Raw genomic sequence first — 12079 nt, 5'->3', positions numbered from 1 at the left:
GCGTCAATTCAGCTGTCTTCCTCGACATAGGCGATGCGCGCGCCGGACTTGTTGGCGGTGGCGACGCCGAGGGATTTCAGCTTGCGGTGCAGGGCGCTGCGTTCCATGCCGACGAAGGACGCCGTGCGGCTGATGTTGCCGCCGAAGCGGTTGATCTGGGTCAGCAGGTATTCCCGTTCGAACAGTTCGCGCGCGTCGCGCAGCGGCAGCGTGGCCAGCCCGCCGGACAGCACGATGCGGCCGTCGCCCGCGGGCGCTTCATCCGCAGAGGGCAGTTCGCGGGCCGAGATCGGACCGCCGGAATCGCCAAGGATCAGCACCCGTTCCACGACGTTCTTGAGCTGGCGCACGTTGCCGGGCCAGAGCATCGTCTGCAGCAGGGCGCGGGCATCCTCGCCCAATTCGCGCAGGGGCAGGCCTTGGGTGCGGTTCAGCATGGCTATGAAATGGGCGGCGAGAACGGGGATATCCTCGCGCCGTTCCTCGAGGCTGGGGACCGGGATCGGCACGACGTTCAGGCGGTGAAAGAGTTCCTGCCGGAAGCGGCCGGCGGCGATTTCCGTCGCCAGATCGCGGTTGGTGGAGGAGACAAAGCGCAGGTCGACCTGCACCTTTTCCGTGCCGCCGACGCGGGTAAAGGACTGGTCGACCAGCACCCGCAGCATCTTGGTCTGGGTGCCAAGCGGCATGTCGGCCACCTCGTCGAGGTAGATGATGCCGCCGTGCGCCTGTTCCAAAAGGCCCTTTTCGACGCCGCGACCGGGGGTTTCGCGGCCAAACAACACCTCTTCCATGCGGTCGGGTTCGACGCTGGCGGAGCTGACGGTGACGAAGGGCGCATTCGCGCGGGCGGAGTTGGCGTGGATGTAGCGGGCGGCGATTTCCTTGCCGGACCCGGCGGGGCCGGACAGCATCACCCGGCCATTGGATTTGGTGACCTTGTCCAGTTGCGATTTCAGCGCGCGGAAGGCGGCGCTGTCGCCCAGCATCTCGGCGGGGGCGGCCTCGCCGCGTTTCAGCTCGACGTTCTCGCGGCGCAGGCGGCTGGTTTCCATCGCGCGGCGGATCACGACCATCAGTTGGTCGATGTTGAACGGCTTTTCGATGAAGTCGTAGGCGCCCTGCTTGATCGCGGCGACGGCGATTTCGATGTTGCCGTGGCCCGAGATGATGACGACGGGAATCTCGGGGTGGTCGCGCTTGACGGTCTTGAGGATGTCGATGCCGTCCATCCCGCTGTCCTTGAGCCAGATGTCGAGGATCATCAGCGCGGGCTTCTGCTTGGCAATCGCGCTCATGCATTGTTCGGAATTGGCGGCCAGACGCGTCTCGAATCCTTCGTCCTGCAGGATGTCGCCGATCAGTTCGCGGATGTCGCGCTCGTCGTCGGTAATCAGAATATCGCTCATATCGTAAACCTCATGCTGGAATTTTATTGGCCGTGATCCCGACGGGGGCCAGCGGCAGAAGAATGACCGCGCAGGCGCCGCAGCGGTCGGTGTCGTCAAATGGGTCGGCGTCCGCCAGCGACAGGGTGCCGCCGTGTTCTTCGATGATCTTGCGCACGATGGGCAGGCCAAGGCCGGTGCCCTTGTCGCGGGTGGTGACGTAGGGTTCGAACAGGCGCGCGCGGTCGGTCGGCAGGCCGATCCCGTTGTCGGACACGGTGATGCGGGCCTGCGTGGGCGTGCGCGTCAGGGCGATGCGGATCTGCGGGGCGACGGCGTCGACGCCGTCGCGATCCTGAAGCGTTTCAATGGCTTCGCCGGCGTTCTTGATCAGGTTGTTCAGGGCCTGACCGATCATCGTGTCGTCGAGGTCGACCAGAACGGGACCCTCCGGCAGGTCGGTCGTGATCCGCACGCCGGGCTGGCCCGCCTCTTGCAGGGTGACCGCATCGCGCACCAGCCGGATCAGGTCGCTTTGCGCCAGTTGCGGTTCGGGCATCCGCGCGAATTTGGAAAACTCGTCGACGATGCGGCGCAGGTCGTTGGTCTGGCGCACGATCACGTCGGTCATCTGGTCCAGCTTGGCGCTGTCCTTTACTTCGGACGAAAACTTGCGCTTGATCCGTTCCGCCGACAGCTGGATCGGGGTCAGCGGGTTCTTGATCTCGTGGGCGATCCGGCGGGCGACGTCGCCCCAGGCGGCCATGCGCTGCGCGCTGACAAGGTCGGTCACGTCGTCAAACGCCACGACATAGCCGTCCAATACGCCGTCGGCACCGGTGCGGGGAGCCATGCGGACCAGCAGGCTTTCCTGCTTGCCGCCGCGCACGAGGTTCACCTGTTCCTGCACGACGGGCCGGGATTCGCGGCGCAGACGTTCGAACAGGGGGGCGAGTTCCGGCACCGCGACCGCGAGAGAGGCCGCCGCCGCCTGCCCCGGCCCCATCGAGAGCATGCGCGCGGCAGAGGGGTTCAGGAAGGCGATCCGCCCTTCGGGATCAAGGCCGACGACGCCGGAGGTCACGGAACTGAGCACGGAATCGAACAGCCGGTTGCTGTCCATCAGATCGTCACGCTGCCCTTTGAGGCGGCTGGTCATCTGGTTGAAGTAATGGCCCAGCTGGCTGATCTCGTCGTCGCCGTCATCCTCGATCACCTGGACGTCCAGATCGCCGGCCCCGACGCGCTGCGAGGCGGACACCAGCCGGCCAATGGGGCGCGACAGGCGTTCGGCGAATTGCAGGCCAAGCCAAGTGGCTGCGAGGATCAGGATGACCGCAAAGCCGAGGTAGAGGAAACCGAACTGGAACAGAAGCTGCCCGCGGTCGCGTTCCAACTGGTCATAAAGGGCCACGGTCGCCTCGGTGTCGTCGAGCAGCGACAGGATCTGCCCGTCGACGGCGCGGGTGACATAAAGGTAGCGGTTCGGGAAGGTCTCCATCGGCAGCAGGGCGCGGAATTCGTTGTTGGCGCCGTCTTCGATGATCTGGCTGCCGGTGGCGTCGGCGGCCGTGAAATCGGCGGGCGTGGGGCGTTCGTAATTGAAATCATAGGACCGCGCGCCGCGGGCCATGATCTCTCCGGCGCCGTCGATGAAGAAGACTTCGGACAGGCCCCGGTCAAGCTGGTTCTGCACAGAGCCGATCGCCTGACGCACGTCGCCGTCGTTCATGAAAAAGTTGGTCTGCCGTTCGGTATTCAGAAAGCCCGCAAGCGCGTTGGCGTCGCGCAACAATTCGGACCGCTCCTCGCCGTCGTAGGCCTGAGCGGTGGTGAGCGAGGTGCCAAGGACGTTCTGGACCCGTTCGGAAAACCACCCCTCGAACCCGAGGTTGATCGAGAGAACCGCGAAGATCGCGACCAAGACGGTGGGGATCAGCGCAAGGGCCACGAAGACGCCGGTCAGGCGCAGGTGCAGGCGCGATCCGGCGGACCGGTTGCGCCGCGCCACGATCATCGAGGTGACGCGCTGGATGACTAGCCCCGCGACGATGATGACATACACAAGGTCGGCCAGCAGGATCAGGCGCAACAAGGGCGAGGCGGACGCGCGGTCCAGCGGCCCGCCCAGAATGAGGAAGGTCAGCATCGTCAGGACCGGCCCCAACACGACCAGCAGAACGGTCAGACCGTTCTGCACGGCACGCTGCCGCCGCCAGCGCGCAAGCCGCTGGAAATCCATACCCAAAAGGGAACGCTGCACGCGCTTCGCCCTGTCACTGTGGCAGGAATGACCCCACCGTTACCGCCGTATTGTATGGTCCTGCCGGGATAATGTTTCCCCGGGGCCACGTTTATGTTGCGGTTTTACATCAATTTGCGGCGGCGTGTCACGCGGATATCGAGGTCGGTGATCTTCTTTCTGAGGGTATTGCGGTTGATGCCCAGCAAATCGGCGCATTTCGCCTGATTTCCGCCCGTCGCGTCCAAGGCGATCTCGATCAGGGGCGCTTCGACCTCGCGCAGGATCCGGTTGTAGAGGCCCGGGGGCGGCAGCGCGCCGCCGTGCAGGTCGAAATAGCGTTGCAGGTGACGCGCGACCGAGACGGAGAGCTTCTCGCCCTCTGCCCCGCCGCGCAGGGGTTCCATGGCGGGCTGGTTGCCGAGGACGGCATCGACCTCGGCGCGGGTGATCTCGTCGGCGGCAGCGGTGAAGACGAGGCGGCGCACGGTGTTTTCAAGCTGGCGCACGTTGCCGGGCCAGCTGTAGGCGCGGATCATGTCCATCGCACCCGGCGACATCTGGCGCAGGGGGGCGCCCTCGCGTTCGACGGCCGCGAGGAAATGTTCGGCCAGCAGAGGGATGTCGTCGACGCGTTCGCGCAGGGCGGGCACGGCGATGGTGACACCCGACAGGCGGTAGAACAGGTCGTCGCGGAACTTGTCCTCGTCCATCAGGGCGCCGAGGTTGCCTTGGCTGGTTGCCATGATCCGCGGCGCGTTGTCGCCCAGCGTGTCCAGCAGGCGGACGATGCGCGCCTGTGCGGTGGCGTCCAGATCGCCCACCTCGTCAAACAGGATGGTGCCGCCGCGGGCGCGGGACAGGATCGTGGCGGGGCCGTCGATGGTATCGAGGTCGGCGGCGGTGCCGGTCACGAAGGGCAGCGAGCGACGGTCGGAAAAGTCATGCACCGCGCGGGCAATCAGCGACTTGCCGGTGCCGGATTCCCCCGTGATCAGAACGGGTAACGCGGTGTTCATCACCCTTGCCACCAGCCGGTAGAGCGTCTGCATCGCGGGCGTGCGCCCGACCAGCGGCAGGTCGGAGGAGGCATCCGTCCGCTCTGCCGGGGCGCGGGGGGTCGTGGCGTGGCGCTTGACCTCCAGCGCGCGGGCGGCGCGTTTCATCAGGTCGGGCAGGTCGAAAGGTTTCGGCAGGTAGTCGTAGGCGTCGGCTTCGGCCGCCTGAATGGCGGTCATGATGGTGTTCTGGGCCGAGATCACGATGACTGGCAGGCCGGGGCGCGCCTTGGCGATCAGGGGAAGCTGTTCCAGCCCGTTGCCGTCCGGCATGATCACGTCGGAGATCACCAGATCGCCCTTGCCCTCGTCCACCCAGCGCATCAGCGTGACCAGCGACGAGGTCGCGTGGACCTTGCAGCCCGCCCGCGTCAGCGCCTGCGTCAGCACCGTGCGGATCGTGCGGTCGTCGTCCGCGACCAGAACCGTTCCATCCATCAGTCTTCTCCGTCGTCATTGGGGCCGGCCTGCGGCAGGGACAGGCGAAATACGGTGCGTCCGGGCACGGAATCGACGGTGATCCAACCGCCGCCGTCGTGCATCAGCTTGCTGACCAGCGCGAGGCCGAGGCCCGTGCCATTCTCGCGCCCCGACACGAAGGGCTCGAATATGTCGGCGGCGATGTCGGGCGGCAGGCCGGGGCCGTCGTCGATGATCTCGACCTGCAGCGGCAGGCGCGCGTGGGTGCCGTCGGGCTGCATCACCCGCAGGGACGCATCGTAGAAGGTGCGCAGGCGGATCGTGCCGCCGGCATCCCCCGCCTCTGCCGCGTTTTTCAGCAGGTTCTGAAACACCTGCTGCAACTGGTCGGCGTCGGCCAGCGCGCGGGGCAGAGAGGGGTCGTAATCGGTCAGAAACATCATGTGCGCACCGAAGCCGACGCTGGCGGACTGCCGCGCGCGGTCGAGGGTGTCGTGCATGTTGATGGACTTGCGCAGGGGCGGCCGCAGGTTGCCGAACTGTTCGACCTGTTCCAGCAGTTTCACGATGCGACGCGATTCGACGACGATCAGGTCCGTCAACTCCTGATCCTGCGGGGATAGGCCCATCGACAGCAATTGCGCGGCGCCGGTGATGCCCGCGAGGGGGTTCTTGATCTCGTGGGCCAGCATCTCGGCCATGCCGATGGCGGACCGGGCGGCCTTGCCGGACATGGCGTTCTGGTTCAGGCGGCTGACGATCTGCTGGGGGCTGATCATCATGATGGTGACCCGGTCGCGGCCCTGCAGGGGGGCGAACTGGATGTTGCAGTGCTGCGGCGCGCGCATGCCGGAGCCGACGTCCACGTCATTGATGAACAGCGACGTGCGCTGGTCGCGCGCCCTCTCAAACGCTGAATCAAGCGGGGCGTCGATCAGGACCTTGTCCCAGACGACTTCGCCCACCAGCGACTTGGCAGAGAGGTTCAAGAAGCTTTCCGCCGCGGGATTGGATTGCAGGATTTTGTCGTCGGGCCCCAGCAACAGGGCCGGCACCGGCAGAGAGGTCCAGAGCGCTTCGTCGGCGATCATGCGGCAACCTCCGTCACGGTAGGGGTCAGGGCGTCCGGCAGCAGGGACAGCACGCGGGCGGGATCGGTGGCGGTCAGGATGGCGCTGCGCAATGGCGCGGGCGTGCCGGCGGTGTCCATGTACCACCCCAGATGCTTGCGCGCGACGCGGTTGCCGAGGTCCGCGCCGTAGAAGGTTAGCATCGCCTCGTAATGGTTTGAGACCATGTCGCAAAAGGCCTGTCCCTGCGGCACGACGGGAGCGGGCGTGCCGTAGAGGGCCGCGCTGATCTGCGCCAGCACCCAGGGTCGACCCTGTGCGCCGCGGCCGATCATGACGCCGTCGGCGCCGGACAGGGACATGGCCGTGCGGGCATCCGCGGGGGTGGTGATGTCGCCGTTGGCGATCACCGGGATCGTGACCGCGTCGCGCACGGCGCGGATCGCGGACCAGTCGGCGCGGCCCTTGTAGAACTGGCAGCGGGTGCGGCCGTGGATGGTGACGAGGGCGATGCCGGCCGCCTCTGCCCGGCGGGCCACGTCGGCGGCGTTCAGGCTGTCGTCGTCCCAGCCCAGACGGGTCTTGAGCGTGACGGGGACATCGACGGCCTCTACCACGGCCTCGATCAGGCGCAGGGCGTGGTCGGGGGTGCGCAGCAGGGCGGATCCCGACAGGCCGCCGGTGACCTTCTTGGCGGGGCAGCCCATGTTGATGTCGATCACGGCGGCGCCGTTGCCCGCGACCATGCGCGCGGCCTCTGCCATCCAGTAGGGATCGCGGCCGGCCAGTTGCACCGCGGTGGCACCCTGGTCGAAGCCCAGTTCGGCGCGGTCGCGGACCGAAGGCTTGGCCTGCACCATGTCCTGCGAGGCCACCATTTCCGACACGACCCAGCCTGCGCCGAAACTGGCGACCAGCTGGCGGAACGGCAGGTCCGTGATCCCCGCAAGAGGCGCCAGCGCCACGGGGGGCGCCGGGAGAAACCGCTGCTTTGCCGTCAAATTCATCTTTTGCCTAAACGCTGTGCGTATGACACCGGATTATCCCGCCACAGACCCGGTGACAACGCGGCGCGACACTTGCGGGCGAATTTCCCGCATCGGCGCCTAAAAATGAGGCATCGCCTCTGCGATTGCGCAGCGTTTGGCGGATCGCTAGTCAGGTGAGCAAGAGATGGTGCAGGATGCGAGGCCCGGGATGACGACGACTGCCGCATTGATCGTGGCCGCCGGACGCGGTGTGCGGGCCGGTGGCGACGTACCCAAGCAATGGCAGTCGCTGGCGGGAAGATCTGTTCTGGCGCATACGGTTGCGGCCTTTGCCGCCCATCCGGGGATCGAGCGGATCGTGCTGGTGCTGCACCCGGACGATGTGGCGCGGTGGACTGATTCTACTGTAACGGTCGTGACGGGCGGTGCGGAACGGCAAGACTCGGTGCTGCGCGGGTTGCAGGCGGTCACGACGGACCGGGTGCTGATCCATGATGCGGCGCGCCCGTTGGTCAGTGCGGCCCTGATCGACAGGGTCATGGCGGCGCTGGATCATGGTCCCGGTGCGGCCCCCGCCGTCGCCGTGACCGATGCGCTGTGGCGCGGGGACGCGCGGGTAACGGGCGTGCAGGACCGCGCAGGCCTGTTCCGGGCGCAGACGCCGCAAGGGTTTCATACGGCCGCCATCCTTGCCGCCCATGCGGCCTATGAAGGCGTTGCCGCCGATGACGTCGCCGTGGCGCGGGCGGCGGGGCTGGACGTTTCGATCGTGCGGGGCGATGAAGACAACCTCAAGATCACCCACGCCGAGGATTTCGCGCGGGCCGAGAGACTGCTGGGAGGGCGCATGGATATCAGGTTGGGCAATGGCTATGACGTCCACCGCTTCGGGCCGGGGGAGCATGTCATGCTGTGCGGTGTCCGGGTGCCGCACGGGCGCGGGCTGCAGGGCCATTCGGATGCGGATGTGGGCATGCATGCGGTGACCGACGCGATCTATGGCGCGCTGGCGCAGGGCGACATCGGCGTGCATTTCCCGCCCTCCGACCCCCAGTGGAAGGGGGCGGAAAGCCATATCTTCTTGCGCCATGCGGTGGGGCTCGCGACGCAGATGGGGTTCTCGATTTCCAACGTCGATTGCACGCTGGTCTGCGAATATCCCAAGGTCGGACCGCATCAGGCGGCAATGCGCGCCGCGATGGCCGCGATCATGGGGATCGAGGCGGGGCGGGTTAGCGTGAAGGCCACGACCTCCGAACGGCTGGGTTTCACGGGACGCGAGGAAGGCATCGCCGCCCTTGCGACAGCAACGGTGGTGAAGACATGACCAGACTGATCGCGACGTTCTTTTACATCGGCCATCTGCGCCCGGCGCCGGGCACATGGGGGTCGCTGGCCGCCCTGCCCTGTGGTCTGGCGCTGATGGTGCTGGGCGGGCCGCTGCTGCTGATCGTCGCCACGCTGGCGCTGTTCGGCATCGGCTGGTGGGCGACGGGGGTAGAGACGCGGGCGTCCGGCGTCGAGGACCCGTCAGAGATCGTGGTGGACGAGGTCGTGGGCCAGTGGATCGCGCTGTGGCCGCTGGCCATTGGTGCGGCGAACGTCGGTGCATCCTACACGGCGCTGTGGCCGGGCTGGGTCGCGGCCTTTGCGCTGTTCCGCCTCTTCGACATCAAGAAGTGGGGCCCCGTCGGCTGGGCCGACCGGCGCGGTGATCCCTTGGGCGTCATGCTGGACGACGTGATCGCTGGCGTCTTTGCGGCCATCGGTGTGGTCGTCTTTGCCGGCATCTATCACGGGATCATCCTGAGATGAGCAAGGCCGCGCAACTGCTTGAACTGGCAAAGGATCGTGGCATCGTCATCGCATTGGCCGAAAGCTGCACCGGCGGCCTGATCGCCGGGGCGATCACGGAGGTTGCCGGCAGCTCTGCCATCTTCGACCGCGGGTTCGTGACCTATACCAATGCCGCCAAGATGCAGATGCTGGGCGTGCTGTCGGACACGCTCGACGATTTCGGCGCGGTGTCAGAGGAGGTCGCGCGCGAGATGGCGCAAGGCGCGTTCGACAATTCCGAGGCGCAGATCGCCCTGTCGGTCACCGGCATCGCCGGCCCCGGCGGGTCGGAACACAAGCCCGAGGGTCGCGTCTGCTTTGGCGTGGCGACCGGCGACGGGATGCACACGCAAACGGTGGAGTTTGGCGCGATCGGCCGTGCACAGGTCCGCGCAGCGACCGTGGATCACGCGCTGGACCTACTGCTGGCCGGTGTCATGCAATTCCCGGTGCGGGCCTGATCAGGTCGCGCCGGGGCCGTAAAGCTGGGCCGCACGTTTCTGGAACGCCTTGACGATGGTCTGCATCGCCTGATTGAAGAACATGCCCGCAGCGCCCTGCAACAGCCTGTTCTTGAATTCAAAATCGACGTGGAAGTGGACCTTGCAACCCTCCTCCACGTCCTGAAACGTCCAGCGGCTGTTCAGGTGCTTGAAGGGGCCGTCGATGTATTCCGTGTCGATCTGCTTTTTTTCCGGCCAGAGGGTCACGCGGCTGCCGAAGGTTTCGCGGAACACCTTGAAGGACACCACGAGGTCGGCCAGCAGGACGGTGTGATCGCCCTCCTCGCTTTCAGAGCGCAGGCGCGCGGCGGCGGTCCAGGGCAGGAACTTGGGATAATCCTCTACATCGGCGACAAGGGCATACATCTGGTCGGCGGTATAGGGCAGGACGCGGGTTTCGTCGTGGACGGGCATGGATGACTTTCACGGTGTGACTTCATCCCCTGATGTCGTAAAAGGCAGGCGGAAATCAACCCTTGCCCGAAAGGTCAACATGTCACGCCCCTATGTCATCGACCAGATGATCAGCGCCAAATCCATCGCCGCCCGGATCGAGGCGCTGGCCCGCGACATCCATGATGCTTTCGACGGGACCGACAAACTGGTCGTCGTGGGCCTGCTGCGCGGGTCGTTCGTGTTCATCGCCGACCTCGTGCGGGAACTGGATCTGCCGGTGGAGGTCGATTTCATCGAGGCGTCAAGCTATGGCGACGGCATGGAAAGCAGCCGCGAGGTCCGCATCCTGAAGGACCTGCGCGGCACGATCGAAGGGCGCGATGTGCTGATCGTCGAGGATATCGTCGACACCGGGCATACGCTGAGCCATGTGACGGACTACCTGCGCTCGCGCCACCCGGCCCGGCTGAAGACCATCGCCCTGCTGGACAAGCCCGCGCGGCGCGAGGTCGATTTCCGCGCCGACTGGATCGGGTTCGAAATTCCCGACGCCTTCGTCGTGGGCTACGGCATCGATTTCGCGCAGCGCAACCGCAACCTGCCCTATATCGGTCAGGTGCGGTTCACGGACGAGGCATGAACCCGCGCTGGTTCCTGAGGCTGAGCCAGCTGGCCCGCAACCCGCCCAAGGCGAGCCGCGTCTGGCTGGTGCTGGGTGTCGTGGCTGCCTGTCTGGCGCTGGCCGGGGTCGAACGGCTGGTGAATGGCGTGCCAGAGGCGCCCGCAAAAACATTGCGGCCATTTACGACGAATTAAGGGAAAATCCCGCATACCGGGGGCATGACAGATCTTGCCCCCCTCCTCGCGTCCGTGACGCCCCCCCGCAGCCCCGTGACGGACATGCTGACTGCCTTCAGGCGGCGCCTGGACATGCCGCTTGCGTACCTTGCCGTATTCGAAGGGCCTGACATCGTGCTGCGCGCCGTGGCCTGCGACGATGCCACCGCGCGCCTGGCCGCCGGCGACCGGTTCGCGGCAGAGGGGACATACTGTCAGGCGATCCAGCGGGGCGTCTTGCCGCATCTGTTGCCCGACGCTGCGGCGCACCCGCAGGCTGTCATGCTGCCGCCCCATGTGATGGGGACCGTGGGCGCCCTGATCAGCGTGCCGCTGACGCTGCGCCATGGCACGGAACAGGCCATGCTGTGTTGCCTGTCGCATGTCCCGCGCCCCATGCTGGACGCGGGAGATCTGGCGATCGCCACGTCCTATGCCACTCTTCTGGCCGACATCATCGACCGGGACGCCAGCCTGTCGACCGGCGGCCCGGACCTGCGGCAGCAGATCGGCGACGTGATCGCGGACCGCGATTTCCAGTTGCTGCTGCAACCCATCGTGTCCCTGACCGACAATGCCGTCATGGGGGCCGAGGCGCTGTGCCGGTTCCGCCCGACGCCCTACCGCAGCCCCGATACCTGGTTCGCAGACGCGCGCACGGTGGGACTTGACCGACAGCTTGACCGGACCGTGATCGCCAAGACACTGGAATTGTTGTCAGAGCTGCCCCGGGCGCTGAAACTGGCGATCAACGTGGCGCCGGATACGCTGATCCACGCGGACCTGCCCCGGCTGATCGACGGACCCTTCAGCGACCGCATCATCTTCGAGCTGACCGACCACGCAGGTATCGGCAATCTGAACGCGATGCGCCCGCAGATGAAGGCACTGCGCAACCTTGGCGCGCAGATCGCCGTCGATGATCTGGGGACCGATTACAACAGCCTGAACACCGTGCTGCAGATCAAGCCGGATATCGTGAAACTGGATCGCAGCCTTGTGCGGGGGTTACACATGGACCCGGTCAATCAGGCTTTGACGGCCGGTATCTTGCACTTCAGCAAGGCCATCGGGGCGCAGGTCATCGCCGAGGGCATCGAACGGGCCGAGGAAGCAGCGGCCTTGCGCGATTTCGGTGTCGCCTACGGGCAAGGGTTCCTGCTGGGCCGGCCGGGCGGGCTGACGGCACTGCATGCACGGACATTCGGGTATTGAGGACCGCTTGTGTCCGGATCGACGATCTGGTGGGTCATGCACCCGGCCGAGTTGGGGGGCCTTGTGTCCAGGCGACCGGACGGCAGGCTCGCGTGACCGGCCGGGCTGACCGCAGGCGGGGTGTC

General features: G+C 66.2%; 12 protein-coding genes. 6 read left to right on the top strand and 6 right to left on the bottom strand.

What is annotated here, in order from left to right:
* Positions 1–8: 8 nt before the first annotated feature.
* The 5 genes from ntrX to dusB form a co-directional block, all read right to left on the bottom strand.
* Positions 9–1409, bottom strand: coding sequence for a nitrogen assimilation response regulator NtrX (gene ntrX, locus GLR48_RS13125; protein ID WP_237062118.1), 1401 nt, complete (start codon positions 1407–1409; stop codon positions 9–11).
* A 10-nt stretch (positions 1410–1419) separates the two neighbouring features.
* Positions 1420–3630 (bottom strand): sensor histidine kinase NtrY-like, encoded by a 2211-nt coding sequence (locus GLR48_RS13120; RefSeq protein WP_237064546.1) that lies wholly within the window; start codon positions 3628–3630, stop codon positions 1420–1422.
* Positions 3631–3755: 125 nt separating this feature from the next.
* Entirely contained in the window at positions 3756–5126 is a 1371-nt protein-coding gene (locus GLR48_RS13115) for a response regulator (protein ID WP_237062116.1), read from the bottom strand.
* A complete protein-coding gene (locus GLR48_RS13110) occupies positions 5126–6199 on the bottom strand; it encodes a two-component system sensor histidine kinase NtrB (RefSeq protein ID WP_237062114.1) in 1074 nt (357 codons plus the stop codon). Before GLR48_RS13110 ends, GLR48_RS13115 begins: the two co-directional genes overlap by 1 nt.
* Entirely contained in the window at positions 6196–7185 is a 990-nt protein-coding gene (dusB, locus tag GLR48_RS13105; protein WP_237062112.1) for a tRNA dihydrouridine synthase DusB, read from the bottom strand. The genes GLR48_RS13110 and dusB overlap by 4 nt, the downstream gene beginning before the upstream one ends.
* A gap of 190 nt (positions 7186–7375) precedes the next feature.
* Between dusB and GLR48_RS13100 the strand changes: the two genes are divergently transcribed.
* From GLR48_RS13100 to GLR48_RS13090, 3 genes are read left to right on the top strand one after another with little or no spacing between them, the layout of a single operon-like run.
* Complete coding sequence (locus GLR48_RS13100; RefSeq protein WP_237062110.1) at positions 7376–8494, top strand: bifunctional 2-C-methyl-D-erythritol 4-phosphate cytidylyltransferase/2-C-methyl-D-erythritol 2,4-cyclodiphosphate synthase; 1119 nt, start codon at positions 7376–7378, stop codon at positions 8492–8494.
* Positions 8491–8982: a phosphatidylglycerophosphatase A family protein gene (locus tag GLR48_RS13095; RefSeq protein WP_237062108.1), complete on the top strand. Its 492-nt coding sequence runs from the start codon at positions 8491–8493 to the stop codon at positions 8980–8982. The genes GLR48_RS13100 and GLR48_RS13095 overlap by 4 nt, the downstream gene beginning before the upstream one ends.
* Positions 8979–9464 (top strand): CinA family protein, encoded by a 486-nt coding sequence (locus tag GLR48_RS13090; protein ID WP_237062106.1) that lies wholly within the window; start codon positions 8979–8981, stop codon positions 9462–9464. The genes GLR48_RS13095 and GLR48_RS13090 overlap by 4 nt, the downstream gene beginning before the upstream one ends.
* Here GLR48_RS13090 and GLR48_RS13085 read toward each other — a convergent pair whose 3' ends face one another.
* Complete coding sequence (locus tag GLR48_RS13085) at positions 9465–9920, bottom strand: type II toxin-antitoxin system RatA family toxin (RefSeq protein WP_237062104.1); 456 nt, start codon at positions 9918–9920, stop codon at positions 9465–9467. It lies immediately after the preceding gene.
* A gap of 79 nt (positions 9921–9999) precedes the next feature.
* On the opposite strand from GLR48_RS13085, the gene hpt reads away from it, so the two are divergent.
* From hpt to GLR48_RS13070, 3 genes are read left to right on the top strand one after another with little or no spacing between them, the layout of a single operon-like run.
* A complete protein-coding gene (hpt, locus tag GLR48_RS13080) occupies positions 10000–10542 on the top strand; it encodes a hypoxanthine phosphoribosyltransferase (protein WP_237062102.1) in 543 nt (180 codons plus the stop codon).
* Positions 10539–10718 (top strand): hypothetical protein, encoded by a 180-nt coding sequence (locus GLR48_RS13075; RefSeq protein WP_237062100.1) that lies wholly within the window; start codon positions 10539–10541, stop codon positions 10716–10718. Before hpt ends, GLR48_RS13075 begins: the two co-directional genes overlap by 4 nt.
* Before the next feature lie 24 nt (positions 10719–10742).
* A complete protein-coding gene (locus tag GLR48_RS13070) occupies positions 10743–11954 on the top strand; it encodes an EAL domain-containing protein (protein ID WP_237062098.1) in 1212 nt (403 codons plus the stop codon).
* Positions 11955–12079: the final 125 nt, after the last annotated feature.

Origin of the sequence: Loktanella sp. M215 (assembly GCF_021735925.1) — a bacterium.
Lineage (GTDB): Bacteria > Pseudomonadota > Alphaproteobacteria > Rhodobacterales > Rhodobacteraceae > Loktanella.
The sequence above is the reverse complement of the archived record's forward strand: the minus strand, read 5'-3'. Positions and strand labels throughout refer to the sequence as shown.

What these genes read in the sequence shown, in the direction of transcription:
- dusB (WP_237062112.1), bottom strand. Translation starts at nt 7,185, where the DNA reads ATGAATTTGACGGCAAAGCAGCGGTTTCTCCCGGCGCCCCCCGTGGCG.
- GLR48_RS13090 (WP_237062106.1), top strand. Translation starts at nt 8,979, where the DNA reads ATGAGCAAGGCCGCGCAACTGCTTGAACTGGCAAAGGATCGTGGCATC.
- GLR48_RS13120 (WP_237064546.1), bottom strand. Translation starts at nt 3,630, where the DNA reads ATGGATTTCCAGCGGCTTGCGCGCTGGCGGCGGCAGCGTGCCGTGCAG.
- ntrX (WP_237062118.1), bottom strand. Translation starts at nt 1,409, where the DNA reads ATGAGCGATATTCTGATTACCGACGACGAGCGCGACATCCGCGAACTG.
- GLR48_RS13085 (WP_237062104.1), bottom strand. Translation starts at nt 9,920, where the DNA reads ATGCCCGTCCACGACGAAACCCGCGTCCTGCCCTATACCGCCGACCAG.
- GLR48_RS13115 (WP_237062116.1), bottom strand. Translation starts at nt 5,126, where the DNA reads ATGGATGGAACGGTTCTGGTCGCGGACGACGACCGCACGATCCGCACG.
- GLR48_RS13070 (WP_237062098.1), top strand. Translation starts at nt 10,743, where the DNA reads ATGACAGATCTTGCCCCCCTCCTCGCGTCCGTGACGCCCCCCCGCAGC.
- GLR48_RS13110 (WP_237062114.1), bottom strand. Translation starts at nt 6,199, where the DNA reads ATGATCGCCGACGAAGCGCTCTGGACCTCTCTGCCGGTGCCGGCCCTG.
- GLR48_RS13100 (WP_237062110.1), top strand. Translation starts at nt 7,376, where the DNA reads ATGACGACGACTGCCGCATTGATCGTGGCCGCCGGACGCGGTGTGCGG.
- GLR48_RS13075 (WP_237062100.1), top strand. Translation starts at nt 10,539, where the DNA reads ATGAACCCGCGCTGGTTCCTGAGGCTGAGCCAGCTGGCCCGCAACCCG.
- hpt (WP_237062102.1), top strand. Translation starts at nt 10,000, where the DNA reads ATGTCACGCCCCTATGTCATCGACCAGATGATCAGCGCCAAATCCATC.
- GLR48_RS13095 (WP_237062108.1), top strand. Translation starts at nt 8,491, where the DNA reads ATGACCAGACTGATCGCGACGTTCTTTTACATCGGCCATCTGCGCCCG.